Genomic DNA, 26,280 nt, shown 5'->3' with positions numbered 1-26,280 from the left:
CCCGGCGGCCTGCGGTGCTGGGCTCAACCCAGCACCGGCCGCAACAATGCCTGGGCCTCGTACAATGCCGGTAGATAGCGCAAGCGGATTTCATCCATGCTCAAGCGTGAGGCATGGGTGGTAATGGTCAGCGTCGCCTGCAACTGGCCGGTGCGGTCCAGCAACGGCACACCCAGCACGCGCATGCCGATTTCATATTCCTGGTCGACGATGCAAAACCCTTGCGCCTTCACCCGCTGCAACTCGGCCTGCAGCAGCACAGGGTCAGTCTGCGTATATGGCGTCAAGGCCTGCAGCGCAATGCGCGCAAAGTATTCAGCCTGCGCGCCCTCCCCCAGCCAGGCCAGCCACACCCGCCCCCCGGCCGTGCAATACATCGGCACCCGCGAACCTGGCCGGATCGATAACGACGTCACATGGCTGTAGCGGCTGCGCACCAGGTGAATGATTTCGTCCCCATCGCGGGTGCCCACCGACACATGCTCCTGAGTCTGCCGCGCCACCTGCTCGATGATCGGCCGCAGCATGCGCGGCAATTGCGCCGAGTCGACATAGGCCTGCCCAAGGCGCAAGGCCTTGGGTGTAAGCCAGTACTCACGGCTGTCGGTCTGGGCGAAGCCCTCATGCACCAAGGTCAGCAGAAAACGCCGTGCAGCGCTGGGGGTGAGGCCTGACAGGCGGGCGGCTTGCGGCACACTGAGGCGCGGCTGCTCGGCACTGAACACCTGCATCAGCGCCAGGCCCTTTTGCAGGCCGGCGATAAGGTCGCGGGGATGAATGACGGGGGTGGGCATGCCTTACCTCAGTGCGGGAAGCTAATCGGGCCGATCAATGCGATAAACGGAGCATGGTTGCGATTATCGCATCAACTCACCGCCAAGCGCATTGTTGTCTGCGTTGTACTGCCTCAACCTTGGTGCCACAACAACGCCAATAATGAGGTCAGCATGATTCGTGGTTCCACTGAACTGGTCGCCATCGTCGGTGCCCCCATCGCCCAGGTGAAGTCCCCGGAAAACTTCAACACCTGGTTCGCCAACCACCACCGCGATGTCGCCATGCTGCCCATCGACTTGCACGAGGCAGCGCTGGACAGCTTTGTCGGTGCCCTGCGCGGTTGGCAAAACCTGCGCGGTTGCGTGGTCACCGTGCCGTACAAGCAGGCCTTGGCCAAGCGCCTGGATGCCCTGAGCGAACGCGCTGCGGCCCTGGGCTCGGTCAATGTGGTGCGCCGCGAGCGTGACGGCCGTTTGCTGGGTGACAACGTTGACGGCGCCGGCTTCCTCGGCGCTGCGCGCAAGCACGGCTTCCTGCCTGCGGGCAAGCGTGCACTGGTGATGGGCTGTGGTGGTGTCGGCAGCGCCATCGCCTATGCCTTGGGCGAGGCCGGCATCGCCAGTATTACCCTCAGCGACCCCAGCAGCGAGCGCCTGGGCGCACTGTGCGAACTGCTTGGCACTGCCTTCCCCGGGCTCACGGTCCACACCGCGTTCAATGGGCTCGAAGGCTTCGACCTGCTGGCCAATGCCTCTGCGGTAGGCATGGGCAGCCGTGCCGAGTTGCCGTTGTCCGCCGCCGTGCTGGCCACCTTGCTGCCCGAAACCCTGGTAGCCGACGTGGTCACTGCGCCCGAGATGACTCCGCTGCTCAACCGCGCCCGGCAGGTTGGCTGCAAGATCCAGACAGGGCCGGAAATGGCCTTTGCCCAACTCGGCCATCTGGGCGCCTTCATGGGCGTGACGCCGCTGGAGATCTGAAGCCATGCCAACTCATGAAGCAACACCACACAGCTACGATCTGGTTGTGCTGGGCAGTGGCGCCGGCGGCTTAGCCACCGCTGCTACGGCCGCCTGCCGTGGGCTGAAAGTGCTGGTAGTGGAGAAGGCCGGGCACTTCGGTGGCACTTCGGCCATTTCTGGCGGCGCCGTGTGGCTGTACGGCACCGACCAGGCGCGCGCGGCGGGGGCCGAAGACTCCCCCGAGGCCATGCGCACCTACCTCAGACACGTGATTGGTGACGGCTACGACGCAGCCCTGGCCGACGCCTTCATCGAGCAAGGTCACCAGGCGCTGCGTTGGCTGGAGCAACACACCGAATTGCGCTATACCCTGCGCCCGCACTCGCCGGATTACTACCCGCACGCCCCCGGCGCCACCGAGTTTGGGCGCGCGCTGGAAATGGTCGAATACGACGGCAGGCGACTCGGTGTGCATTTCAAAGCGCTGCAGATGCCACCGCCCGGCATGCTGCTGTTCGGCGGCATGATGGTCAACCGCGTGGACATCCAGCACTTTCTCAGCATACGCCGCTCAGCCCGGTCACTGTGGCACTGCCTGAAGCTGTTGGCCCGCTATGGGCGGGACAGGCTGCAGCACCCGCGCGGCACGCGGCTGACGACCGGTAACGCACTGGTCGCCCGGCTCGCCACCAGCGCTTTCGCCCGTGGCACGCAACTGTGGTTGAACAGCGCAGCCGTGGAGCTTATCACCGAGCGCGGCAGGGTCACCGGCGTGGTAATACAGCGTGACGGGCGCCATGAACGGGTAATGGCCCGAGGCGGCGTGGTGTGCGCCATGGGTGGGTTCGCCGCTGGCGCGCTGGCCGCCAGCTACCGCCCAGCGCAAGCGGGCGCGCACCTGAGCATGTCACCGCCGAGCAACGACGGTGCCGCACTGCGCCTTGGCCAGGCAGTGGCCGCCGCGGTTGGCGACGGCCTGGCGGCGAACTTCTTCTGGGCACCGGTTTCCGAACTGCGCCATGCCGACGGTCGCCACGAACGTTTCCCGCACCTGGTGACCGACCGCGCCAAACCGGGCGTGATTGCGGTAGACGCCAGCGGCCGGCGCTTCGTCAACGAATCCGACTCGTACCACCATTTCGTGCAGACCATGTTCGCCAAAGGCATCAGCAGTTGCTGGCTGGTGTGTGATGGCCAGGCGATGCACCGCTACGGCCTGGGCCTGGCGCGGCCCAGCCCCGTGAACAACCAGGCGCTGGTCGATGCAGGCTACCTGTACCGGGCGACCACAGCGCAAGCCCTGGCCCAAGCCATCGGCGTGGACCCGGAGGGGCTTGCCCGCACCCTTGAGCAGTTCAACCGTGATGCCGCCACGGGCACCGACCGTGCGTTCGGCAAAGGCGGCAACAGCTACAACCGCTACATGGGCGACCCGCAGCACCAACCCAACCCCTGCCTGGCGCCGCTTACCCGCGCGCCGTTCTATGCCATCCGCCTCCACACCGGCGACCTCGGTTCGGCCTGCGGCCTGGTCACCAACACCGATGCCAATGTACTGAACCGCAACGGTCAGCCCATCGCCGGGTTGTACGCGGTTGGCAACGACATGAACTCACTGATGAAAGGCACCTACCCCGGGCCCGGCATCACCCTGGGCCCTGCCCTGACGTTCGGCTGGCTCGCTGCCAACCACATCGCTGCCCGCCTGCAGGCGCCCACCACCCCCACGGAGACCCCAGCATGTACTACGAACTGAGAACCTACACCCTCGACCCCCTGAAAATGGCCGACTGGCTCGCGCTGTACCAGAGCCACGCGCTGGAGGTGCAAAGCGAACATTTGGGCAACCTGGTGGGCTTTTTCACCAGCGAGTTCGGCGACGTCAACCAGGTGGTGCACATCTGGGGCTATAGCAGCCTGGACGAGCGCATGGCGCGCCGGGCGGCCATGGCGGCGGACCCACGCTGGGCGGAATTCTCGCGGCGCAACCGGGAGCTGGGGGCAGTCGTGCGCCTGCACTCACGGCTGATGCGGCCGACCGGTTTTTCGCCCTTGCAGTAAACCCTGCACACCCCTTCTGACCGCCCTTACGGAACAACGCCATGCAACCTCTGCAATGCGACGTACTGGTCATTGGCGCTGGTGCCGCGGGCCTGGCGGCCGCCGTGACTGCTGCACACCATGGCCAGCAGGTAATCATCGCCGAAAAGGCCACCCACCTGGGTGGCACCAGCGCCTGGTCGGGCGGCTGGCTGTGGATACCCCGCAACCCGCTGGCCGTTGCCGAGGGCATCGTCGAGGCAGGCGACGCCCCGGAGCGCTACCTGCGCGCGCAAGCCCATGTCAGTGAACTGGATGCGCGCCAACAGGCGTTTCTGCACCACGGCCCGGAAATGGTGGCGTTTTTCCAGCGGCACACTGCCGTGCAGTTTCAAAGCGGCAGCCGCATGCCCGACATGCACGCAGGTGACGGCAGTGCGCACGGCGGCCGCTCGCTGTGCGCACTGCCCTACGACGGGCGCCGGCTGGGGCCTTGGCTGCACAAGCTGCGCCCGCCGCTGGACATTGTCAGCCTGGCCGGCATGGGCATTGCCGGGGGCGCCGACATGGCCGCCTTCTTCAACGCCACCCGCTCGCCCAAGGCGGCCATGCATGTCGGCAGGCGGCTGCTGCGCCATGGCCGCGATCTGCTGCTGCACCGTCGCGGCCAGCAGCTGGTCAATGGCAACGCGCTGGTGGCACGCCTGCTGCGCAGTGCGCTCGATCTGGGCGTGACCGTGCTGACCGGCAAAGCGGCCACGCGCCTGCTGGGCTCAGGCCGGGTCGGCGGCGCACAGTTTGCCGACGGCCAGGTGATTCATGCGCGCCGTGGCGTGGTGCTGGCTTGCGGGGGCTTCCCGCATGATCGTCAGCGTATTGCGCAACTGGTGCCGCATGCGCCGCAGGGTCACCAGCATTATTCTGCCGCGCCCCGGGAAAACACCGGGGACGGCCTGCGCCTGGGCGAACGGGCCGGTGGCCAGGTACATAGCTGCGGTGCCCATGCCGGGGCTTGGGCACCGGTGTCGCAGGTGCCACGCCGCGATGGCAGTCATGGCCACTTTCCACACCTGGTCGACCGCGCCAAACCCGGTTTCATTGCTGTACGCAGCGATGGCCGGCGCTTCGCCAACGAGGCCGATTGCTACCACGACTTCATGAATGCATTGTTCGCCGCCACCCCGCAGGGCGAGCCGGCGCAGGCCTGGCTGATCTGCGACCATGCCGCGCAACGGCGCTATGGCATTGGCTGGGCCAAACCCTTTCCGTTCCCCACCCGCATCTACCAACGCTGTGGCTACTTGCACAAGGGCGACAGCCTGGCCCAGCTGGCACAGCGCTGTGGCATCGATGCGGCGCAGTTGCAGTGCACGGTGGCGGCGTTCAACCAGTATGCGGCCCAGGGCCTGGACCCCGTTCACGGCCGCGGCGTGTCAGCCTATAACCGCGCCCAAGGGGAACCCTTGCACGGGCCCAACCCCTCGCTACGGCCCCTGCTGAACGGGCCGTTCTACGCGGTCAGGCTGTTGCCTGGCAGCCTTGGCACTTTTGCCGGCCTGGCAACAGACGCGGCCGCCCGGGTGCTGAACGAGCAGGCGCAGCCTATTCCCGGGCTGTATGCGGTAGGCAACGATATGCACAGCGTGATGGGCGGGCACTACCCGAGCGGCGGTATTACCCTGGGGCCGGGCATGACCTTTGGCTATATCGCTGGCAAGGCGTTGAGCAGTTTCTAGTATCCGCTATCGAAACTACGCTTTCTTTTGGCACACGGCCTGGATGTTCAGTTACGCACTACCTCGTGTGTCAAAGGTCGGCGAGATCGTTGCACGCGCTGCTCTGTGGCAGCATTCGGATATCCACGCGCCGATTCTCAGCGCGCCCAAGCCGGGTAGCATTGCTACTGACTGGCTGGCTGGCGGCAACACCTTGCACAGCGAAGCAACTGTCCGGGATGTTACCCATGCGCTGCATCCAGTCGCGCACGGCCAAGGCACGGGCTCTGGACAGGTCGAGGTTTCTGCTCGCATCACCCCGTGCATCCGCGTGCCCGGAGATCACGATCAGCCAACCCGGTTTAGCCTTGATACCCACCAATGCATTGATCAGCGCTTTGGTTGAACCTGATTTCAGTTCGGCACTGCCCGCCTCGAACAGGTTCAGGCTATCGAGTTGGATGGGCTCAGGCGTGGGGGCGTCTTTGGCTTGCCTGGCTGCCCATTCTTGCCAGCCGAACCATCCCGCAAAGACACAGCAGACCGTCAGTGTCAGCAGCCAGGGCAACACCGCGCGCTTCTGCACCACAGGCTCGACCACAAAACTGTAGGCCGGTGGTGCTGAGACCACTGCGGCGATCTGTGGGCTAAGCGCTGGCGTAGCGGGCGCCCCCCATGGTTGCAATGCAAGCGCCATCGGCACGTCGCGGCCTCCCGACATGCGCTGCATCACGCTGCTGAGCTGCTGTCGGAACACCTTCAGCGAGGCCAAGGGGGCGTGGCCAAGCTGCTCCAGGCGGCGCTCCAGCTGCCCCAGTTCAGTGATCAGTTCCCCCAACGTCGCCAGGCTCGCTCCGCCCCACCCCAGCATTCGGACCAAAGGATGCAACCGGGCAAACAACCAAGCGATGAGATCGATACGGGCTGAAGCTTGCAACGGCCACAAGCGCGGCCACGCGTCCGTAAGTGTACAGAGCAGTGCCACGCCCTCGGTCAAACCCGCGAGCCCTGCACGGTAACTACGCGCCAAGATGAAGGATACTGCCGTCTGCAGCTCCACCCCATTGCGCTCGAACAGCCTCAAGCACAACGCTTCGACTTTTACCCAGTCAATGTCAGGGCACGCGGGGTGATCAAGCTTGGCCAACTCGCCGCGCAACACCTTGAACTCATCAAAACTGCCTGGGTCGCCTCCCAGGCGAATCCGCATTTCAAAAAGCGCCGTCATCTGGCCCCCTTGTCTGTAGGTCTATGGCTTGGTGAGATAGCCTTCCTGCTTCAGGTGACGCACGACCACCCTTCCATCTGGCGCAAGCGTGGCCCCGAAGGCGGCCCGGCCACTGCCGTTGATGCGAACTTCGAGTGCGTATTCCAGGTGGCCCGGCCGTCGCTGCGCCAGCAGTTGGATGCGGACTTCTGCAAGCCGTGGCTCATATCTGCGAAAGGTGCTCACGATGTCATTCATCAACCCATGGGCCGAGGCCGGCAACCCTTGTAAAACCGTGCCCATATCCGGTAAGCCATATTCCGGCAGATGGGCGAGGGTTCCGGCGCGGCTGTTCAGAATGCGCTGGAGATTGTCCAGAACCGAGAGCGTCAGTTGGTCATCCTCACTGACCCGCTGCAGTTCCAGCTCGCCGCTGTAATGCTGCAGCAGCGTTTCGTAAAGCGAAGGGCCTGGCTCGGTCATGTGCTCAGCCCTCGGCGCGCGGGCGCAACTTCAAGCGGTTGTCGCCCAGTTCAATGACCCTGGGCTGGTCCGGGGCGAGGTCATCACGCTGCAAGGTCAGGCGCCACGCGTCTTGCTCCAGGTCCGGGTTTCGGAACAAGGCAACAACGGCAATGTACCGGGACTCGCAGTGCAAAGGCGTACTGAGCTGAGCCGCTTCACCAGGTTTGACCACTACAGCCTTTTCGTTCAACAAGTCACTACCCAGCACACGCCCGCCGTGGCTGACCAGATCGTCGTAGGCGGCCCGGTCCAGTGCCTGGTGATCACGCAGTTGGTAGACCCGTATCAGCACCGGAACGGACAACCCGCTCATCTCGTTGCTGTCAGTATTCATTGCTGCCCGCCCCGTGAAATCCAGATGCAGTGTTTTGACTTGCTTGTAGAAGATCGCGTGGGTGGTGGAGGCTGTGCCGTCAACGACCTTTTGGGTGAGGCCGCAGCCGCCCAGCAGTATCGCCGACGCCACGGCCGTGAAGCGTTTAGAAGTGGTACGCCACATGCGCTACCTCCCTGTTGCAAGGGTTCAGTTTCAGGCCTTGATAACGACCCAGATTGACGGTGATGGTGTGGTCCGTAGCTTCTTCGCCTGCCGGCAAACCCAGCACTGCGGTCATGCCCAGCCTCACTCGCGTATGGCCAAGCACCGGTACGGGTAACAGACGCAGCGCAATGGAAAGCTGTAGCCTGGCCGTACAGCGCCACCCGAGGTACACCTCCAGCAGTACTTGCATGTCGAGCAGCAGCTGGCCACCAGGCAGCCACTCGCGTGCCTCATCCGGGTCATTGGTGTGCAGCAACAGGCGCAACTGGCTGTTCGCATCAAGCCCGACAGTGCCTAGCGGCAAGCCTTGGGAGAGACTGACCGGGTTATCCATTGCCAGGCTGGCTGGCCGCCCAAGTACCACTCGTTGCGGCCAATGGCCGGTGACATGTGCCTGTGTGCCTGGAGCCAGCAGCTTGACCAGCGCTGAAATGCCCTCGGCATTGCGGGTGGGCAAGCGCATAACGCTGAGCAGCGCCAGGAAGCGTGACATGGGCGTGGCAATACGCTCGGCCGTACCCGGTATGCCGAGCCCAATCAAACCCAACAGGCATTGCGAGGTGGTATCGCCCCCGCCCGCCTGAAATGTGGCGGGATACGAGTATTTACGCCAGATCCGGTAGAACTGCGTGAATACCCGATGGTTGAAGATGTCGAGAAACGCCTCAACGGCTTCGTGGCCTTCACGGCGCTGGGCGATGTCGTCCAGGTAGGCTGTTGGCAGCGGGGAATCGACACCGTACAAACCCAGCAGCCGCGTTCGTATCGTGATAGGTCGTTCGGGGCAGGTGTCGTCAGACTCAATGGCCTTCAGCTCACCTGCGGGAAACCCCATACCCGGATCAGGCCGAAAGCGAACCCCGTCATCACCTGGGTGGGCGGTGCTGCCTAACGGCGGGTGATCAGCCAGTACCTGCTCCAGTAGCTGGCACACGCGATACACATTGGCCGAGGCAACCTGCCCCTGCAGCACCTGCAAAAGCCCTGCTGCTTTCAGCCGGGAATACGCTGACTGTGATGTTCGCTCCATCGCAGGCACCTCCCCGTAGGTTGCAGGATCAAGGTCAATTGCGTGCACAAGTGAATATCGGCATACAGGGCGAAGAAGCGGCTGAGCATTTCACCGAACAGGCAAATGTCCCCCTCCCCCGAAAAGCCATTGCTGTCGAGCGTCACTTCGATATCCACGCCGCGCAGCAGAAAGCCTTTTTCGAACCGCTGGATAAGGTGATGCCTGACCTCAACGATGGCCTCCAGGCGACGGCGATTGGTTTCGCTACCCGTCCACTCGTACAAGGCCAGCGTGCCGCGCAGCACTTCGGCACTGTTGAGCATGGGCAGGAAGTTCGAGCCCAGATGGCTCAGCACTCGCCAGTGGAAACGGTCACGATTCGGCGGGTAGCTCGGCAGCGTGGGTGAGGTCAGGTTGCGCACCTGCAGCCCGGCCTGGGTGGACTGTGCGGTGGCGTCGAGCAACGTACTGCGCAGCGCCTTGCGCGGCAGTTGGCCATTGGTCCCGGTAAGGCGCAGTGACAGGCTGTTGCGCTGGAGCAGCACGTCCTTGTCAAAGCCTTCCCCGCCCAGGATCAGCCAGGTGTCATGCAGGCCATTGGCGCCCTGCCTGAGGCGGGTATGAAAATACCGCTCCGGCGCTTCATCGCGGAGCATGCCACCCTTGTGGCGAAAGCTGCTGAAAGGCACGTAGTCGTGCCGAACACTGTTCTTCGAACCGGACACCCTGTCCACGGAATAGATTTCCGTGTGCCCGTCCTGCAGCCGCATCGGGCGAAGCAAGTACTCGTTTTGCAGCGGGTCCAGGTTGAGTGGGTCGGCTTCCAGTGGAAACAGGTTGATCACTGGCACCGCGTGCAAGCGAATGTGATCCTGATTGGGTATGAAGGCGTGCGACCACGCTTCATCGAGCACCACTTCCAGTTCGAACCACGGGGCCTGCGCGGGGATCGCTAGCGACTCGAGCCCGCACAGTGTGACGAACATGAACTTCTCACGGAAGGTGAAGTACTCAAGCAACAGTTGATAGCCGCTGAAGGCACTGTCGCCCTTGGGCCAAAGACGGTCATCGTCGGCGAAGCCCTTGGGCTTGAAACGGGCGTCAAGTCGCTGGCGCTCTGCCTCGCCCGGTATTCGCACGTACAGTGCTTTTACCTTCAAGGTCAGTGCTTGATGCAGTGCGCTGGCCAACGCTGCATCAGCATTCAAGTACAACGGTAGTCGGGAAAGATCCAGCCGATTCCAGTCGGCCAGGTCCCCACGGACAAAACGCAGGCGCAGCACTGCGCGCCCGTCGGGTTCATGATCCAGACGTACGGCGCCCAGCTGGAGCGGTTGTAGTGTCAGAGCCTGTGTTGTGCGATAGCGGCAGCGGGTACGTTGTGGCCCCACTGGCTGAGACAGCACCTCAAAGCCCCTGGCAAGGGTTTCGCTGCTTTTCATCTGGCTCACATCGGGCATCAGCTCAACGATGGCCAGCGAGGGTATGGTGCGCAGGTAGTGCGGCCACAGCAGGCTGACCAGCCCCTCGGTCAGTTCGGGCAAATCGTCGTCGAGTTTTTCACGCAGGCGCCCCATCAGAAACGCGAAGCCCTCGAACAGGCGCTCTACATAGGGGTCTTGCGCGCCGGGTTTGTCCAGGTTCAGCTGCGCGGCACGGTCCGGGAACGCCTGGGCGAACTCTTTACCCGCTTCGCGCAAGTAGCGCATCTCGGCATCGAAGTAGCGCAGGGTTGGGTTGTCCTTATTCAAAACAGGGTCCTGATCAATGTGAGTTAGCTGCACAGCACCGCAGCACGTACAGGGTCAATGGCGACCAACGCCGCCAGCTGCCGCTCCATCTGCCGTGCCAGGGCCGGCCGGTCGGCATCGTTGCGCTGGGCCTTCAAACGCAGCAGTTTGAGCAAACGCGCCTTTACCTCGAAGATCAGCTCGGGCTCCCAGTCGGTCAATGCGTGGTGGTGCGCGGTGGTATCCAGCTCCGTGAACAAATGAATCGCCAGTTCGGCCTTGCCGTATTGCTCGGCCACCCGCGCCATCAGCAGGCGCAGCAACCAGCGCTGGCGCCCGGCCTGCGTATCCGGCCGGTTTGCCAGCCAGGCCAGCGCCTGCTCGACACCCTCAGCATCGGCTTGCGCCAGCGCCTCGGGTTCCAGTGCAAGGATGTCGCAACTGGCCATGGGGGTTGCCGAGGCTGCAGCAGGCAGCCATTGCGCGCCGCGGCAGTCGCTGACGTGCTGGTCGATCCATTCGCGTGTGGTTTCATCTGCGAAGGCCGAGCCATCGCGCCAATACAGCGTGTCTAGCCCGGGCAAGCGCTGCAGCAGCGTGTTCAGGTCATGTTTGATGACGGCTGCCCAGCTACTGTGCGGATGGGGAGACTTGCTCAAGGCCTGGTGCAGATACCATTGCAGGTCCAGCCAGAAGTGGTTGACGCCTTCGGCATACATGCGCTCGGCCTGGTCGATCAATTCGCTCCAGCGTTGCTGCACGTGCAAACGCTTGAGCTGGGCACGGTATTCGCCGCGAGGGGGCGCCAGCCGGCTTATGCCCTGTGCGTCTTGCGGCGGGACTTGGTGCACGGTGTCCCAGCGCAAGCTCTTCATCAGCCGATGGGCCGCCAGCCAGCCTTCGGGTTGCTCGCGCAGGTAGGTCGCTAACTGCCGCCCGCTGTCCAGCAAGTCTCGCCCGGACTTGATCGACGACGAACTCGGGCGGGTGGCCGAATGAGTTGGCGCAGATTCACTACTGGTTTGCGGAACGATCGCATCCACACCACCCGCCACTGCCAGGCGAGCGGACAGCGCGGTGTACAGTCCGTCCAGGCATGGTCGTTGGTCTTCTGGCCAAGCGCTGAAGGCCTGCTCCAGCCACACTAGCGCCGCCACGGTGCGCTGGGCCTCGGCCTTGACCACCTGGGGGTGCAACGACAGGCTGGCCAGCACTCGGCTGCCGGCGAGCCACTCCAAGGCCATTTTTCGGCTGTTGGGGCGCGCCGGCAGGATGTCCGCAGAATACCGCTCCAGCAACGCAGCCAGCAGGCTCAAGCCGTCTGCCAGCCCGGGCTCGCCATCGGTGTGCAGGCGGGCCCACAGGTAATACGTCGCTACGCGCAAGTCTTTGCAGGCATGTTGCAGCAACCGTTGCCCAAGCTGTGCGACCAACTCTACATCTGCACCGGACAGCCGGTTGACCTCTTCGCGCATGCGTTGGAAATCGTCGTCATAACCGGGGTCTTCACCCACGGGCGTATCAACGCTGATGGGGGACAGCCAGGCTTCCCAGCATTGGCTGTGTTCTCGGGCCAAGGCGAGTGCATCGCGATCCGGTAGGCAACTGGCGACCAGACTTTTAAGGCTCATTGCGGGCCTCCGCTCTGGGCGAAACGCGCATCGTCCACGAGGAAGATGTCGTTGGGCAGGCGGAAACTACGCAGCTTGAGCAGTGCCAGCGGGCCTTCACCCAGCTCCGTGCGCAGGTGCCAGGTCAGGCCCAGGCCGTCCGGCGCGCTCAGTACCACCCGAAAACGGCTGTCGCCGTCATCCAGCGGGGTGACAGTGGCCTCCTCCAGCAGGCGTATCAGTCCCCAGGTGCCTTGGTAGTCCGCATACAGCCGTTCGCCGCCATGGATACCGGTCCAGGTCAGGCTGATGCCGGGGTGGTCACCCTGCCCTGGCCAGCGAAAGCGCTGCCAGCGCTCACGCTGGTTGAAATAATGATGCTTCTCGCCGTTGAGCACGAAACTGGTCTGCACCACATCCTGCACGGGTTTGCCGCGCAGTTCGAAGCTCATGCCCATGCCACCGTCGGTATAGAGCACATCCGCCAATTGGCCGAGTTGGTTGATTGCTTCCAGAAAGGCAGGGTTGAAACGCAAGCCCTGACTCTGCCGAGGATCGATGACCCAGCGGCTGCCCTCCTTGCGTACCAGGCCGCTGAGCTGCTTGTTGAGGAACTGCTCGATGCGCCCGGAGTCGGCGCGAATCATCTGCCCGAGCATGGGCAACGATGCATCGCTGCTGGAAGCGGCAAAGGGGTAGCGGTTGTCGAAAGCGGCGTGCCACTCATCGACGATGGCGCGCTGCCAATCCCGGTTCAGGCCTGCGGACGATGGCTGCAGGATCTGCTGCCAGGCCTGCGCCAACGGCTGCACGAACAACGCATGGGCCACAGGCCCCCACTCGGCGCCCAGGCTTGCGGCAATCAGGCTGCCATAGGCCTGCGCATCGGTCAGGTCGACGCCCTTGCCTTGAAATACGGTTTGCGCCAGCACTTGCGTCATGGCCTGCGGGTCTGGGGCATTGGTGATCTGCTGAAGCTTCAGTCGCACGCTGGTGACGCGGGTGAGGAAGGCTTGCAGGCTCAGATGCTCATTGCCGGATCGGCCTTCGGGGTCTTTGCCCAGCAAGGCCATCAGTGGGCCGAACGTGCTGTCGAGTGGGCCGACCGAGGTTTGAACAAGCTGGTCGACCATCGGTGCGGCTTTCTGCCCGACCAGCTTCTGCGCCGACTCGATCAGTGAGTCGGCCAGCGCCTGACCACGGATACCTGCCTGGCCTTGGTAACTTAAGGTGTTCATCAGGGCGATCAGGGGCGACTGGCGGGCATCGCTCATCACCGTCAATTGGGTGATCACGTCATGCAGGCTTGTACTCTGCTGCCAACGCAGGCTGTTGAGAAAGGCCAGCCAGGCACTGCTGTAGTCCCTGAAGTAGCGCGCTGTGAGCCGCTCTCTAAGTTGCTCAGGATTCAGCTCGTCCGCGACATCGTTCACGTTGTCGCTCAATACCCAGTCGATTTCTTCACGCCGTGCATTGGCCGCGTCGTCAATAGCCATGCGGACCTGGCCCTCCCAGGCTTCGCGGGTGAACGCGCCGGGGACTTGCGCGCGGCTGGTGAACAGGGAGGTCGCGTCCGTGTCACCGACCATCTGCTGCAAGCCCATTGGGGCATAGTGATTAGCGGCGGTGTCGAGGACGTGTTGGTACAGCGTGGCTTCGGCGTTGCGTTGCCCCAGCTCAGCCATGAGTACTTGGCGAACTTGGCCAATTAACTTGGGGTTGGCCTTGATTGCCCACTCCGGATGATCGGGCAGATGCTCGGCGTAGAAGCGCCACATGGCTGACTGGCTGGCGCCCACAGTGGCGGCCAGAAAGTCTGCATCGGCCTTTTCCGGGCGGGCCAACATCAGGTAGGCCTTGAGCTGGGCATAGGCCTGCTGCGCACGCTCGGCGCGCGCCGGGCTGCCCGGTGCGAGCTTGACCAGCGCGGTAAGTTGCCTCTCCAGGTCGGACACGGCCGGGTCACGAAGCAGTCGGTCATTGGCGTCGACATACAGTGGCCAAACCGCCTCACGCAGGTCATCGGAGCGGTTCAGGCCAAAGCGTTGGTGCCAGGGGGCGCCGTGTTCGTTGCGGTAGCTCAGGCGGGACAGTTCACGGACCAGCTCGGCCAGGGCGTGCGAAGGGTCACTGCCGGTTTGGGGATGTTGGAGCGTCCGGTATGCAGCCTCCACTCGGCCGACTTCGACACGGTTGCTGGCAAAGGACAACAACAAGCCCATGCCCCAAATGGAAGCTAGGCCCAGCAGAAAAACGTAGGCGACTCTGACTGGGTGCCAACCTAAACGTCGGGTACGGGCAGAACGGTCATTGAGGATTCCTGACCAGGCAGGATCCCCAGGCCAGTGGTGTTCTATTGCTGACGCCGGTTCTGGACTCTGAGCGGGCAAGCTGAACCACACACCACGAATCTGGATGCCCGGCGTGGCTCTTCCTGAGAGGGATTCAATCAAGCGATACCATCGACCAGCACCCTCAACCTGCAGGTCACGAGCGAGCCGCAGAAGAAAGTCGTGGGACATGCAGTTCTGCATCTGCGCCAAACCTTGTTCGCGCATCCTGCGTTGCAGGTCGCCCACACGTTCATCCCAGTGAGCAACAGATAGCCGGCCACGCAGCGCACAACCGATCGATGTCACATTACGCTCTGACTGCTCCCAGTCACTTTCGCAGATGCGCCACAGGTGCAAAGGTAGTGTCCTACCAAAAAAGCGGCTTAGGTCTTGCAGTCGGCGAAAACCGCTACTCATTGGAATGCGATCGTCGGTTTGACGATCAGTTAGGGCCCATACCAGCGCATCGATACCTCGCCAACCGAACTGCTGTCGCCATTTTTCGAGCAAATGAGTGTCTAGAGTAGTTGAAACGCTCCCCCCATAAAGCAATACGACGCTTCGCGCTTCCAGCCAGAGCTTATCGACCAACCCAGGTGCGATGGAGTTCACCTCTGAGGGCCCTCCAACCACCAATAGCAAATACACCTTTCGGCGCCAGAACCAACCGTAACGCTGGTGCAAGAGCGAGCGAATTTTAGCGATATTCTCAGGACTCTTATCATCCTGTGAAACGAAAACCGGTTTGCTCTTCGATGCAAAGTCGCTTGTTTTTACAACTAGGCGGGCGTAAGCCACCCCGCCTATATGACGTATTAAAATCCAGCCGCCGCCCCCGATAAACAACACATAAACACCGACGACAAAGATCAACCAAAATAACTCTTGGTGTTTGCTCAAACCGAAAAATCCGCCATCTGAGTCAAAACGAATAAATAGCAATCCACAGAGCATCAGAAACAAAATAAACACTAGCGCACTTATTAACGCAACCACCCCCATTCGATTCTTATCCATAAGAACTCCTAGTGAGAAAGTGGTGAGACAGGTGTAACTACAAACACCCACAAATCAGATTCAGAAAAAACGTCTCCATTGACAACGAACTGCGCGCCCGCCCCGGACTGAATAGCTTGTGTTACGATAGTGATTACCAACCAAGGGGCAACGATACCTGCATGTCCGAGAAGCAAATCCAGATCATGCACATTGTTACCTGCGCGATCTGGCAACCGTGCGCTCGCAAGCATCATTGCTACCAATGAACTCATGTCAACATCAACACCCACACGCCATACATGCTCAACTGATGAGGCCTCTATAGGTACCCAACCTAACGCCTGCAGCGCGTAATGATTAGCGTCGCAACTGGTCCCTCGTATCAATTCAGGGCGATGTACAAAAGCAATCGGAGTATGGTAGCGCGGAGCCCCACTGCCTCCAAGCAGCAGGCCTGTTACAACTTCAGCAGTTCCCTTGGGTTGCTCCGGAAGAAACTGAAATGCCACTACAAGGAGAAGAGCATCTTGCTCACAATCTTGATCTAGCCATTTATCTACAGCGTCTAAACCCGAGTTATCAATAGCCACTAAGGACTGCCTTATCCCAGACTGCCTCCAAACATACTGCCAGATCCGGCGCAATTGCCCCTCCTCCAGTTCACTATTGGACTCCAATAAAAAATTGAGTACTAGGTCATCTGGCATTTTTGACAAGATGTGTGCTAGATCGCATAAAACCACCGTAAGAGCTTCAATTAGTACACTCTCAGGATCAGCATCACCCCCGCTATATAAACGACTATGGCGCACTGCAGTACCATCCAGCCTGAAAGGTTGAGTTCTAATCACTTTCTCACCTGACATCAAGCCCGCCATTCGCTGTTCGTCTATTCCGCCCTTAGGGCTGAGGGCCGTGCACATCCGAGCCTCAAGCACTTGTAAAGCGCGTCGACCTTTTTGAAATCTAAGCGTCAAATCTTGAGCTCGCGCATCGTCCCAGCCATCAGCAAGGCGGACCTGATAGATATAAGTCAGCCCCCGCACACAGAAGGATGTTATCCAGACCAAAAGTGAGGAATTAAACACTGTCCACAGGCTGCCACCTCGCCCCCAATAATCCGGAAACAACAAGTCAAATAACAAACCTACAAGCACGAGAACAAGCAAAACACTTGACCAGAGTAATAAACGGGGGCGTTTCGGCCTTGGAGCCATCCCTGGAACATCCTCAAGCCCTACAGCCATTATCCATTTACCCCAGCGCTCATCAAGGACGATACTAAAGTGCATCCACACCCACAACGGCTTCCCTCAAAAGCAACCGGGATACCATCGTCTATAAAATTCTGACGTCCTTCTGCAACTGCAGTGTTCCCATGCCCGACCACTGGGCAATGTACTGGATCGCCCTCACGAGCGACCTGAATACCGTTGAACATCATTGATGACGAGGAGGATAGAACTACACCACCGCCTGTATTTTTATCTCCCACTCGAATTATTCCTTTCATGACCACAACACTAAAACTGTATAAGAACACACTTATTCGACCTCACTTCACTCAAGCACATCCGAAGCACAAAATAATTCACCACACTCTCTATAATGCGTAGAACTCAATGAGCGCCCATAACTATCTTTCCTGCCAAACCATTCAACCGAGAATCCATCTTTGTTCCACTCAATTGATGAAAAGTCATTTTCTTGCTCTTCTAGCCCTGAGTTCTGGCTAGCCAACGAAATGGACTCTAGGCAACTGCTCACCAAAATTCTGGAACTCATCTCGCCATTGCTTCTCATTATCTGAAGCCACACCTCAGCACCCGAACCGCACCCCCCCTCTGGGTTGCCTGGGTTGGAATCCGAAACTTGAAGAACAGAAATATATCCATTACCACCCACACAGTGCTGCACGCCATCAAAGAATACCCCCCTGACTTCTACAGGCACTTTAAATATTCGCTCACTGCCTGCCCTCGTCTTCACCACTACCTTGCCATCCTTCGCTTCAAACCAAGGCAGTTCGCTTGCGGAAACAGTGACACATGCCACGGCAAAGTAAAAAGCTGCAAAGGCAGCTATTCCTTTACTCTTTAAGGATGTGATCAGCGTAACAAACCCCGCTGTATTGCCACGGATGATCCGCTGACTGCCCCTTACCGCCATCCTTGTACTTCCCTTTATCTCTCTCATGCAAGTCAGTCTCTGTCTTCCCTTCATTTTTATCTTTACTCATAGACCAACCAATATTTCCAGTCGCAGAGTCACATAATAAATTTTTCTTTCTAATCCATACTTCTGCCTCTTGATCCCATTGATGATATGAGCCACCATTCCAACGACTAAATATCTCATGCATTAATTGGTCATCCGTGTACTCTCTACCTTGCTGACCGAGATATTTTTTTGCTGCCGCGACCTTTTCTTTGTATATAGTTGACCCACCCAGAATATTTGCTTTCCAGTTCCATACCTGCTCGTAGCTCGGAGCAGGGTTAGTCATTTGCGTAATACCATATCCTTTGTCAAAAGCGGCGATTGGTTCACCATCTAAATTGATAAAATGCTTGGTATTCGTTTCCTGCTCTAACAGTTTATCGAAACCTACCAGATCCTCCATCTCAGCAACGTACTGAGCGACCACCTCCTTAGAAGGATTCACGCCTTTGATGTTAACGGTTCGCTTTATACTCTCACGCCCATTCGACACACTAACAGTTAGCTGCCCGCCTAAAACTTCTCCCGCAAACTCCGCGAGCCATACATTGTTGCGCGTAACAAAGGAACCTGACTGACTAAACGTCTGCAAGATACTATTCTTACGGGCTCGCTCTCTAAGACCGCTAATTTTCGCTTCCCATTCAATACTCCAAGACCAACTCAGATCATTTCCTTCACCCCCCTTAACCTCAAAATTAATCTCTGGAAGCTCGGCCTGAGCTGTCAGATTAAATATAGAGTTTTCAGTCGGGCGCACCCAAGATAAACCTTCACCCGCAGAGAGCACCCTGACAAGGCTGCCATCTCGAGCATTACTACTTGCACCATGAGAAACTTGCTGCATCACGACCTCTCAAATTATAACTTCTCGAACTCGACCAGCCACCTAACCAAATTCACATACCTAATACGCAAACCAGAAAAACATCCCGAACAGACCGCGCAATTAAGACAACTAATGCCACCCACTTGCACGATTTAAAGAACCGTAGAAAATCATCAAACCGTTGCACAGGCCACTGAGCCAACAAAGTGCTAGCGCTGACTGCTCTTTTAATTATTTTTGTTCACTATCTCCCTACCAAAATCGAGCGACAAGGCTTCTTCTTTTGAAGTCCTTATTCGTTCGGTACACCCTTGCCCATCAGTCACACCCTCCCATATTTCACCAGACTCGCTGACAACTCTATATGGCATTCCTACTAATGGATTTTTCCCTTTCTCATCGAAAAGTTGAAATTGCTCATCAAATTTCTGCTGCGATATCACCTTCATCGGCAAACTGGCAATTGCAATACCTTTTGATGATGCGCTTAATCGTTCAAAGTGCGCTGATCTGATCAGGTAGTCACCTTCTGTGCCTGATTCAATACTGCAAGCATCAATCGCTATGTAGCTGCCACCCGCATTGAGTGTTATTCTTTTCTTGGCAATAATCCGGACTTCATCCTCGGTGCTGGCAATCTCCAACCCATGCCGCGCCATTAGCGACAGTACATCGTTCTGCGCCTGAATACTCACCGGCCCCTGGTTAGCAATAAGCTTGATACCCAACTTGCGAACAAACACACTAAGCCCCTGCCCCACACCCACGAACAAGCGCTTGACCACACTCATGTCGGCTTGAGCGCCGGCGTTTAGCATCATGTTCTTCCGAGCAGCCAGTTGCAGGTGCCCGCCGCTGGTCAGCGAGATACCTTGCGGCGCACTGAGCAACAGCACCGAGGACTTGAGTTCTCTCAGGTCCTGCTTGAGCAGATCCAATTGAGCCTGGACATCTGCGGGCTCCGCCTTGCTCGCTTGGGCGTCATTAGACAGTACCTCCAGTTGGTCTTTGGCCTGATCCAACCTCTCCAACGCGGCAGCCATGTCGAGCATGTTGCCCTGGGCGCCAGGCTGCGCGTCAGCGCTGATGAAGACACCGCTGCCACCTCGGATAGCTGCATGCCCATCCGTTCGCAGCTCAGCTCCTCCTCCACGCCCTTTGCGGCCCCCATCCACCAGATGCCCCAGGTTCAGCTGACTCTTCCCACTGTGTTCAGTACTGAGCTTGATGTGCTCCTGCCCGCGCGTATCGTCCATGCGCAACTTGTTGTTCGCAGGTGTACGCAGCACGTTGCGCTTGTAGTTGCGCAGCGTGACATGGTCAGGGTGCTGGCTATCGTGCAGGGCATGCGCGATATAGGGCCGGTCCGGGTCGCCTTGCTCAAACGCCACTGCCACTTCCGTACCGCAGATCAACGGCAGGTGCAGGCCGTGGGTATCGCCGGCGTAAGGTCGAGCCAATCGGAGCCAGACACTCTCCTCTCCGGCTTTCCAACTGTCCCGGTCGAACAGGAAGTTCACCCGGTACCGGCCCTCCAGGTCGATATGGCCATAGGGGTCGTTCTGCTGCGTGCTGGTAACCCGCGCCGGTACTGTGCCCGCAATCTGCGGCTTGTTCGGCAGTGGCGGCCGAAAGCATATCGACTCTGAGTACGGTATCGCTTCGAAGGTGACTTCCAGACTACGGTCCCGAGCGGCCTCGACGGTCAAATGCGTCATGACGACCCCAGGCTCGAAGACCTTTGGTGCTCCATCAGTGATGGTGACGACTTGCCCTGGGGCGAGTGTCACGCTGCTGCTTACGCCGTTGCAGCGGGTTTGCCCATTGAGGAAGCGTTCATGATTCAGGCGCGCGTAGAAGTAGCCACTTTCGCTTTCCAGGTCCTCATCCTGGGCGATTGCGTCACCCAGCGCGGTGTAGGGTTCGCCGTAGTGGTAGCCCTCGCCATAGGTCGTCGTCGCCCCCCGACTGTGATCCACGTCCCCCTCCAGAAAGGCCGCAGCGTCGCGGTGGTAATAGGCACGCACGTTGATGTGCTGCTCCACCACCTCATGGCTGACCTGCAGCGCCCAGGCGCCATCCTGGCCGTTGCTGGCCAGGCCAGACAGTGGGCGCAGCGGCAGGCTGACGTCGAACTGGTAATGCTGCTGGTGATCGTGAAACTCGACAACGTCGATAAACAGCTTGTCGTTATGGGTGAAGCGGTACCAGATGCCGACCTCTGCCAACAGGCGACTGATGAAGGCAAGGTCACTTTCACCGTATTGCATGACCTGTTCGCGCTTGGGGTATTCGCGTATCAGGTCGAACAGAAAGTGCTGCCCCTCGAACCGGTGGCGGCTGCGCAGGATGTTTTCGACGATTTCCGGCACTGACTGATGCTGATAGATCCGGTATTGCTTGCCACGGCTAAGCAGCGCCAGGCGGGCCTGCAGGGTTACCTCATAACGGGCTTCATCCCTTGAGCTGGAGAGGTGTTTGAACCCCGTGATCACACCATGCAACGTGCGGGACGCGGCCCCGACGGACGACCCCATCTGAAAACTGGCGTCCTTCCCAAGAACCTTGGCTGCATCAATGTCCTGCGTGGAAGAGGTAAACGCCACCGTGTACTTGAACGGTTGGCTCAGCCACTCCTCCCCTTTGAACGACAGTACATCGAGCTCGACCGCATCCAGTTCGTCGACTGCAAGGGTGTAGTGGTTATGGGCGGAACCTCGTAATGACTTCGCCATGATCAACCCCTCTCGCCAGCCAGCAGCGCTGCTTCGTGTTCATCGGTAAAGCTCAAATTGATGCCGCTGTGCTCGCAGTACCCAAGCGTCACTGTTTGAGTTGGCTGGCAAAGGGCCTGGCGCTGCAGTAGCTGTTGGCTGAGTACCGGCAGAATCTGTTGGTTCAGCAAGCTGTCGATATTGCGGGCACCGGTATCAGGCAGCAGGCAGGCGGCGACCAGGGCTTGGTAAAGCGTGTCCTCCACTTGACACTGCAGGCCGTAATGACGCTGCAAACGCCTGGCAACCTCGCCCAGCTTGATCGCGACAATGCGTTTGAGTGCATCGGCCCCCAGTGGGCGGAAGATCAATGTCTGGAAGCGTGCCAGCAGAGCCGGCTGGAAGTGCTCACGTAGCACTGGGCGCAACAGCTCATGCAGGGCTGCATCTTCAGTGGCTGGGTGCTGCTCGATGCAACTGTGCAGCAGGTCGCTGCCGAGGTTGGAGGTCATCAGAATGACCGTGTTGCGGAAATCGATCTCCCGGCCTTCGCCATCGCGCATGAAGCCGCGATCGAACACTTGGTAAAACAGGTTGAGTACATCACGGTGGGCTTTCTCGACCTCGTCCAGCAAGACCACGCTGTAGGGGCGCTGGCGAACAGCTTCGGTGAGTACGCCGCCCTGGCCGTAACCCACATAACCAGGCGGTGACCCTTTCAGTTGGCTGACGGTGTGCGCCTCCTGGTATTCGGACATGTTCAGGGTGATGAGCGACTTTTCTCCGCCGAACAGGCTGCTAGCCAAGGCATGCGCAGTTTCCGTCTTGCCGATCCCACTGGTGCCGACGAGCAGGAACACGCCCATCGGCGCATTGTCGTTCGTCAACCCGGTTCGGGCGGCGCGCAGCCGCTGAGCCAGTGCAAGCAGAGCCGGGTCTTGGCCGACCACGCGTTCGGCGAGCTGTGCTTCCAAATTCAACAAGCTGGCGTGTTCGTCCTTGAGCAAGCTGCCAAGGGGAACGCCTGTCCAGTCGGCAATTACCTCGGCCACGCTGCGGCCACACACGTCGAGCGACAGAAGCGGCCGGCTCCCCTGTACGTAGCTCAGCGCTTGTTGCAACTGCGCGCAGGCCGTTGTGTCGACCTGTTCGGCCTGGCGGGCATCGAGCAACTGGCGCGTGAGTTCGAGCTCCTGTTGGTACTGCAACACCAGAGCGGCCTGCTGGCTCTCCAGTTCGACCAACTGGGCATCGATCTTCGCCAGCCGGGGCTCAACCCCCTTGCCCGTAAGCTGTGCATCCTGTTCCAACGCAGTTCGCTCCGCAGCCAGGGCTGTTTGCTGCGACTTCAACTGAACCAGCGCCGGCGGCTCACAATCGAGGCTCATGCGAACGCGTGCGCAGGCGGTATCTATCAGGTCCACTGCTTTGTCAGGCAGGCGGCGCCCCGTCAGAAAACGTCGGGACAAGCTGACCGCCGCCTGTACGGCGGCGTCCTGCACATGCACGCCGTGATGGGTGGCATAACGCGCTTTGAGCCCCCGCAACATCAAGCAGGCGTTGGCATCGTCCGGCTCGTCCACCTTGATCATCTGGAAGCGCCGCTCCAGCGCAGCATCCCGTTCGAAATACTGTTTGTATTCGCTCCAGGTGGTGGCCGCGATGGTGCGCAACTCGCCCCGGGCCAAGGCCGGCTTCAACAGGTTAGCGGCGTCGGCGCCCCCCGCCTGGTTGCCGGCCCCGATCAAGGTGTGCGCCTCATCAATGAAGAGCAGGATTGGTGTTTCCGATTGCTGCACGGCCTCGATCACGCGCTTGAGCCGCTGCTCGAACTCGCCCTTGACGCCAGCCCCTGCCTGCAACAGCCCAAGGTCCAGCGTGCGGATCCTCACCGGCTTCATGCTGTCGGGGACATCCCCGCTGGCGATGCGCAAGGCAAGCCCTTCGACCAGGGCGGTTTTCCCGACACCCGGATCACCGACCAGAATGGGGTTGTTCTTGCGGCGACGGCTCAGTACATCGATCACCTGCCGGATCTCATTGTCTCGGCCGAAAACGGGATCGATGTGCCCTGCGGCGGCCTTGGCGGTTAAGTCATGGCTGTACTGATCAAGGATCGCGGGCTGCGCCACATCGCCATCCGAGTGGGTTGTGGGCTCGATCGTCCGCCCCACCGCCGGGTTGAACATTACAGTCTGCACCGGCTGGCTTTCTTCAGAGTCCCGCTCAAGCAAGGCTCCAACCTGTTGCAGTTGCGTTGCACCTACACTCAATAGAGGCCAAGCCACCGAGCACTTGAGCAGGTCCGGTGTTTCAACCAGGGCGGCCAGTAAATGCACAGAGCGCAATTGGTCACAGTCGCGATCCATCGACGCCAGAAGCCAGGCACTACTGATCAGTTGCTGTACTTGGGTGCTAAGTTGGGGCTTGCTGAGCACGCTGCGCGGCAAGGTATCGAAGTACTGAAGCAATCCTTGCCACATGGCTTCCATATCCCAGCCATGCCGGCGGGCAATGACGACCAGATCACCTTCTCCTTGCTCGAACAACTTCAACAACCAGTGCTCGATACTGATATGACTGTGCCCACGTGCCTGACACAGTGACGCTGCCGCCGTAAGTGCCTGGGTGCAGTAGGCGTTGAGACGGCGAAGCAAACGGGTAGGATCATGTGCCATAGCGGGCATCCTTGTCGTCGATGGTCAACGTAATGTCATGAGGAGACGTATCTGTAACCGAGGTGTACTGGGCTGAGCGCCCGCGCGCGGACGCTCAACCCAATACACTGGAGCCGTCAGCCTTTATAGGTGAACGGCCAGAATTCATCAGGCGGTAGTACGCTCATTCCACGAGTCCGAATGGATTATATTTCCATCCTTGAATGTCCAAGTTATCTTTTCGTAACGCAATTCAACCGCTTCCAGGTGATTGTGTTTTTCCTTCTTTGGATCTTTGATGTCGTGCATCTTCGGTGCAACTTTGACGACTTTCACGTTTTCCAGTTTGGTGTTGAAGTACTCAACCTCCTGGCCTGCGTCATTGATCTTGTACCACTTGAACTCCGCCGCCTTCAGCGTTTGGCCGGTTGTTACAGCCTTGTAGAGATACGGGGAAGACGCATCAATTTCTTTCGTGAAAAGAAATGGGGTATGGATACGCGTGCCGGTCAATTTGCCAGTGTTATTATCAGTTGGAATGTACAGATTATGATCTTGCGCGACGACTTCAATACTGCCGTTTCTATCTTGAACATCCACCGAGCCTTTGATATCGGCGCCGCCATCGTCTTGCAGCCACAGGTAAACAGGAATAGCCATTTTGAAAATCCTCTTTCAGGAGTTGGAGGTCGCGGAATGCGACAGGGGTTGCAGGCCTGAGCCCGCAGTCGAGGACTGACAAGCCCCCGCCTCCGGTACCAGGCGAATCTCAACTCGGCGATTGGCCGAACGTCCTTGTTCAGTGTCATTGCTTTCAATGGGCTGGCTGGCCCCCAGGCCTTGCACCGCTAAGCAGTTGCTGGGGATATCGCCCATGTGTTGGATCCAGTCGTGAACCGCAGACGCACGGGCACGGGACAAACGCAGGTTGTTTTCATCGTTGCCGGTAGCATCCGTGTGCCCTGTGATCACGATCAGCCAGCCTGGCTGAGCCTTGATGCCCGCCAACGCTGTGACCAGAACCTTGGTTGACTGCGGTTTCAGCTGCGCACTGCCACTGCTGAAAAGCGAAAGGCTGTTCAGGCGTACCATCTGGGGCCTCTCGGGCGAAGCCTGAGGCATCGTCGGGATACGGTGGCCGTTGATGGCAGCCAGCAATGACGGGCGTAACTTTTCACCCTGGTACAAACCAAGGCCCAGCGACCAGGGCGTACCTTGCCGGTAGTAGTGGTCCAAGCGCTGGGCATCCTGGTGAAGTACAGCCAGCGCGGTCTCGCGTTGGAGCATCTTGTTCGGCTCGACACTCATCGAAGCAGTGCCATAGCGCCGCAAGTCATCGGTAACCTGGCGTACAAGCAGTGTGTTCTGCCAGGCAGCACTGACCAGCGCGATGGAGGCTGCCAGCACAAACAGCCAGCCCCCTAGCAACAGAGCTCTGGGTGGCCTCCTGTTACGAGCACTGCGCGGCAGCAAGTGGAGCAGAGCGTCAGGGAACGGGAACGACCCATAGGCGTCATCAGCTCCACCCTGTTCAAAGCAGAGGCCGGTTCGCTCTTGCAGCCAGCGGTGCCATAGGTTGTTTTCAGGGTGCCTGCCAGAAGTCGGAACCCATGCAACGGCAACGACGGTGGCGGCTGCGATCGCCTTGGCAGAAGCCCGCAGCTGCATTTCAGGCATACAGACATTGCTCAACCAGCCAGCAGCAGCGTTCAAATGCACCGCATCTCGCAGCCGGGCAGCGCAGGAATGTGGTTCCGTGGCGGATACCTGCCATTCAGCCAGGCTCATGCACATACCTGCCTCATGCACGTGCACGCCCGACCTGGCGGCGGCCCAGCTGAACCAGGCCGTGGTGTGGGAACCACGCTGAAAATAGCCCACCACCAGCAGCGACAGCGGGCTACCACGCTCGCGCAACCTCACAACCTGGCGGTGCACGCTGCGCAGCTCATTCGCCAGCACCGCGGCATCTGTATGGACGGCAGGGTCCACGACCCACATGACACTCAGCTGGTCGTTCCACTCAGGCCTGTGCAGCCGCAGGCTGGCAACCGTCGCGGGTAGCGTCTGCACCTCGGGCACTCGCACGTAGCACCCCTCCCCCGTTACCCGCAGCGCCCATTGCGCTTCGGGCACCGGACCAAACAGCTCAGCCAGGCAATCACCAACGACCAGAACAATCGGATGGCGGTAGGACCCTGCAGGTAAGTTGGCGCCCTTGGCCCATTGCAGTTCATACGCCTCGCGGGCAACACACTTGCATCGCCGCCACGCCGCCCATACTGCGCCCGTAACGACCACGGCAGACGTGACCTGCCATTCGGTAGCCAGCGGGAGCATGGCAACAAGCAACAAGGACAGCGCACCGGCCCACAACCACAGCCCTTGCTTCGCTTTGAGCAACATCCC

At 59.8% G+C, this 26,280-nt stretch carries 20 protein-coding genes; 4 read left to right on the top strand and 16 right to left on the bottom strand.

The window, feature by feature from the left end:
- Positions 1-23 precede the first annotated feature (23 nt).
- Entirely contained in the window at positions 24-794 is a 771-nt protein-coding gene (locus ACF8SD_RS21580; protein WP_173888702.1) for an IclR family transcriptional regulator C-terminal domain-containing protein, read from the bottom strand.
- A 153-nt stretch (positions 795-947) separates the two neighbouring features.
- On the opposite strand from ACF8SD_RS21580, the gene ACF8SD_RS21575 reads away from it, so the two are divergent.
- The 4 genes from ACF8SD_RS21575 to ACF8SD_RS21560 are packed head-to-tail and all read left to right on the top strand — an operon-like array spanning position 948 to position 5,515.
- Positions 948-1,757, top strand: coding sequence for a shikimate dehydrogenase family protein (locus ACF8SD_RS21575; protein ID WP_392484511.1), 810 nt, complete (start codon positions 948-950; stop codon positions 1,755-1,757).
- A gap of 4 nt (positions 1,758-1,761) precedes the next feature.
- Positions 1,762-3,495 carry an FAD-dependent oxidoreductase gene (locus ACF8SD_RS21570; protein WP_392484510.1) on the top strand — a complete coding sequence of 578 codons (1,734 nt, stop codon included), beginning with the start codon at positions 1,762-1,764 and terminating at the stop codon, positions 3,493-3,495.
- Positions 3,480-3,800 (top strand): NIPSNAP family protein, encoded by a 321-nt coding sequence (locus ACF8SD_RS21565; RefSeq protein ID WP_029887308.1) that lies wholly within the window; start codon positions 3,480-3,482, stop codon positions 3,798-3,800. The genes ACF8SD_RS21570 and ACF8SD_RS21565 overlap by 16 nt, the downstream gene beginning before the upstream one ends.
- 41 nt (positions 3,801-3,841) lie before the next feature.
- On the top strand, positions 3,842-5,515 hold the full coding sequence (locus ACF8SD_RS21560; protein WP_392484509.1) for an FAD-dependent oxidoreductase: 1,674 nt from the start codon (positions 3,842-3,844) through the stop codon (positions 5,513-5,515).
- 70 nt (positions 5,516-5,585) lie between these two features.
- Here ACF8SD_RS21560 and ACF8SD_RS21555 read toward each other — a convergent pair whose 3' ends face one another.
- From ACF8SD_RS21555 to ACF8SD_RS21485, 15 genes are all read right to left on the bottom strand, one after another.
- On the bottom strand, positions 5,586-6,722 hold the full coding sequence (locus ACF8SD_RS21555) for an OmpA family protein (RefSeq protein ID WP_392484508.1): 1,137 nt from the start codon (positions 6,720-6,722) through the stop codon (positions 5,586-5,588).
- A gap of 21 nt (positions 6,723-6,743) precedes the next feature.
- Entirely contained in the window at positions 6,744-7,184 is a 441-nt protein-coding gene (tssE, locus tag ACF8SD_RS21550) for a type VI secretion system baseplate subunit TssE (protein ID WP_392484507.1), read from the bottom strand.
- A gap of 4 nt (positions 7,185-7,188) precedes the next feature.
- The gene (tssJ, locus tag ACF8SD_RS21545) at positions 7,189-7,725 is read right to left on the bottom strand and encodes a type VI secretion system lipoprotein TssJ (protein ID WP_392484506.1); all 537 of its coding nucleotides are present in this window, start codon (positions 7,723-7,725) and stop codon (positions 7,189-7,191) included.
- On the bottom strand, positions 7,706-8,797 hold the full coding sequence (gene tssG, locus ACF8SD_RS21540) for a type VI secretion system baseplate subunit TssG (protein WP_392484505.1): 1,092 nt from the start codon (positions 8,795-8,797) through the stop codon (positions 7,706-7,708). Before tssG ends, tssJ begins: the two co-directional genes overlap by 20 nt.
- The gene (tssF, locus tag ACF8SD_RS21535; protein WP_392484504.1) at positions 8,761-10,530 is read right to left on the bottom strand and encodes a type VI secretion system baseplate subunit TssF; all 1,770 of its coding nucleotides are present in this window, start codon (positions 10,528-10,530) and stop codon (positions 8,761-8,763) included. The genes tssG and tssF overlap by 37 nt, the downstream gene beginning before the upstream one ends.
- A gap of 23 nt (positions 10,531-10,553) precedes the next feature.
- The gene (tssA, locus tag ACF8SD_RS21530; RefSeq protein ID WP_392484503.1) at positions 10,554-12,140 is read right to left on the bottom strand and encodes a type VI secretion system protein TssA; all 1,587 of its coding nucleotides are present in this window, start codon (positions 12,138-12,140) and stop codon (positions 10,554-10,556) included.
- Positions 12,137-15,469: an ImcF-related family protein gene (locus tag ACF8SD_RS21525; RefSeq protein ID WP_392484502.1), complete on the bottom strand. Its 3,333-nt coding sequence runs from the start codon at positions 15,467-15,469 to the stop codon at positions 12,137-12,139. Before ACF8SD_RS21525 ends, tssA begins: the two co-directional genes overlap by 4 nt.
- An 8-nt stretch (positions 15,470-15,477) precedes the next feature.
- The gene (locus ACF8SD_RS21520; RefSeq protein ID WP_392484501.1) at positions 15,478-16,743 is read right to left on the bottom strand and encodes a hypothetical protein; all 1,266 of its coding nucleotides are present in this window, start codon (positions 16,741-16,743) and stop codon (positions 15,478-15,480) included.
- Positions 16,698-16,892, bottom strand: a complete 195-nt coding sequence (locus ACF8SD_RS21515; RefSeq protein WP_236186141.1) for a PAAR domain-containing protein — start codon at positions 16,890-16,892, stop codon at positions 16,698-16,700. The genes ACF8SD_RS21520 and ACF8SD_RS21515 overlap by 46 nt, the downstream gene beginning before the upstream one ends.
- A gap of 119 nt (positions 16,893-17,011) precedes the next feature.
- Complete coding sequence (locus ACF8SD_RS21510) at positions 17,012-17,620, bottom strand: hypothetical protein (protein WP_236186124.1); 609 nt, start codon at positions 17,618-17,620, stop codon at positions 17,012-17,014.
- Complete coding sequence (locus tag ACF8SD_RS21505; RefSeq protein ID WP_392484500.1) at positions 17,541-18,518, bottom strand: hypothetical protein; 978 nt, start codon at positions 18,516-18,518, stop codon at positions 17,541-17,543. Before ACF8SD_RS21505 ends, ACF8SD_RS21510 begins: the two co-directional genes overlap by 80 nt.
- A gap of 209 nt (positions 18,519-18,727) precedes the next feature.
- Positions 18,728-21,235: a type VI secretion system Vgr family protein gene (locus ACF8SD_RS21500; protein ID WP_392484499.1), complete on the bottom strand. Its 2,508-nt coding sequence runs from the start codon at positions 21,233-21,235 to the stop codon at positions 18,728-18,730.
- Positions 21,236-21,237: 2 nt separating this feature from the next.
- Positions 21,238-23,892, bottom strand: coding sequence for a type VI secretion system ATPase TssH (gene tssH / locus ACF8SD_RS21495; RefSeq protein WP_392484498.1), 2,655 nt, complete (start codon positions 23,890-23,892; stop codon positions 21,238-21,240).
- 147 nt (positions 23,893-24,039) lie between these two features.
- A complete protein-coding gene (locus ACF8SD_RS21490; protein ID WP_110679618.1) occupies positions 24,040-24,531 on the bottom strand; it encodes an Hcp family type VI secretion system effector in 492 nt (163 codons plus the stop codon).
- Positions 24,532-24,546: 15 nt separating this feature from the next.
- Positions 24,547-26,277 (bottom strand): OmpA family protein, encoded by a 1,731-nt coding sequence (locus tag ACF8SD_RS21485; RefSeq protein ID WP_392484525.1) that lies wholly within the window; start codon positions 26,275-26,277, stop codon positions 24,547-24,549.
- Between the last annotated feature and the right edge of the window lie 3 nt (positions 26,278-26,280).

It is taken from the genome of Pseudomonas sp. CJQ_9 (assembly GCF_043106615.1).
GTDB lineage: Bacteria > Pseudomonadota > Gammaproteobacteria > Pseudomonadales > Pseudomonadaceae > Aquipseudomonas > Aquipseudomonas juntendi.
The sequence above is the reverse complement of the archived record's forward strand: the minus strand, read 5'-3'. Positions and strand labels throughout refer to the sequence as shown.

Bases quoted from the DNA above. Each gene is read 5' to 3' on its own strand.
- ACF8SD_RS21580 (WP_173888702.1), bottom strand. From the start codon at position 794: ATGCCCACCCCCGTCATTCATCCCCGCGACCTTATCGCCGGCCTGCAA.
- ACF8SD_RS21575 (WP_392484511.1), top strand. From the start codon at position 948: ATGATTCGTGGTTCCACTGAACTGGTCGCCATCGTCGGTGCCCCCATC.
- ACF8SD_RS21570 (WP_392484510.1), top strand. From the start codon at position 1,762: ATGCCAACTCATGAAGCAACACCACACAGCTACGATCTGGTTGTGCTG.
- ACF8SD_RS21565 (WP_029887308.1), top strand. From the start codon at position 3,480: ATGTACTACGAACTGAGAACCTACACCCTCGACCCCCTGAAAATGGCC.
- ACF8SD_RS21560 (WP_392484509.1), top strand. From the start codon at position 3,842: ATGCAACCTCTGCAATGCGACGTACTGGTCATTGGCGCTGGTGCCGCG.
- ACF8SD_RS21555 (WP_392484508.1), bottom strand. From the start codon at position 6,722: ATGACGGCGCTTTTTGAAATGCGGATTCGCCTGGGAGGCGACCCAGGC.
- tssE (WP_392484507.1), bottom strand. From the start codon at position 7,184: ATGACCGAGCCAGGCCCTTCGCTTTACGAAACGCTGCTGCAGCATTAC.
- tssJ (WP_392484506.1), bottom strand. From the start codon at position 7,725: ATGTGGCGTACCACTTCTAAACGCTTCACGGCCGTGGCGTCGGCGATA.
- tssG (WP_392484505.1), bottom strand. From the start codon at position 8,797: ATGGAGCGAACATCACAGTCAGCGTATTCCCGGCTGAAAGCAGCAGGG.
- tssA (WP_392484503.1), bottom strand. From the start codon at position 12,140: ATGAGCCTTAAAAGTCTGGTCGCCAGTTGCCTACCGGATCGCGATGCA.
- ACF8SD_RS21525 (WP_392484502.1), bottom strand. From the start codon at position 15,469: ATGGATAAGAATCGAATGGGGGTGGTTGCGTTAATAAGTGCGCTAGTG.
- ACF8SD_RS21520 (WP_392484501.1), bottom strand. From the start codon at position 16,743: ATGCACTTTAGTATCGTCCTTGATGAGCGCTGGGGTAAATGGATAATG.
- ACF8SD_RS21515 (WP_236186141.1), bottom strand. From the start codon at position 16,892: ATGTTCAACGGTATTCAGGTCGCTCGTGAGGGCGATCCAGTACATTGC.
- ACF8SD_RS21510 (WP_236186124.1), bottom strand. From the start codon at position 17,620: ATGGCGGTAAGGGGCAGTCAGCGGATCATCCGTGGCAATACAGCGGGG.
- ACF8SD_RS21505 (WP_392484500.1), bottom strand. From the start codon at position 18,518: ATGCAGCAAGTTTCTCATGGTGCAAGTAGTAATGCTCGAGATGGCAGC.
- ACF8SD_RS21500 (WP_392484499.1), bottom strand. From the start codon at position 21,235: ATGGCGAAGTCATTACGAGGTTCCGCCCATAACCACTACACCCTTGCA.
- tssH (WP_392484498.1), bottom strand. From the start codon at position 23,892: ATGGCACATGATCCTACCCGTTTGCTTCGCCGTCTCAACGCCTACTGC.
- ACF8SD_RS21490 (WP_110679618.1), bottom strand. From the start codon at position 24,531: ATGGCTATTCCTGTTTACCTGTGGCTGCAAGACGATGGCGGCGCCGAT.
- ACF8SD_RS21485 (WP_392484525.1), bottom strand. From the start codon at position 26,277: ATGTTGCTCAAAGCGAAGCAAGGGCTGTGGTTGTGGGCCGGTGCGCTG.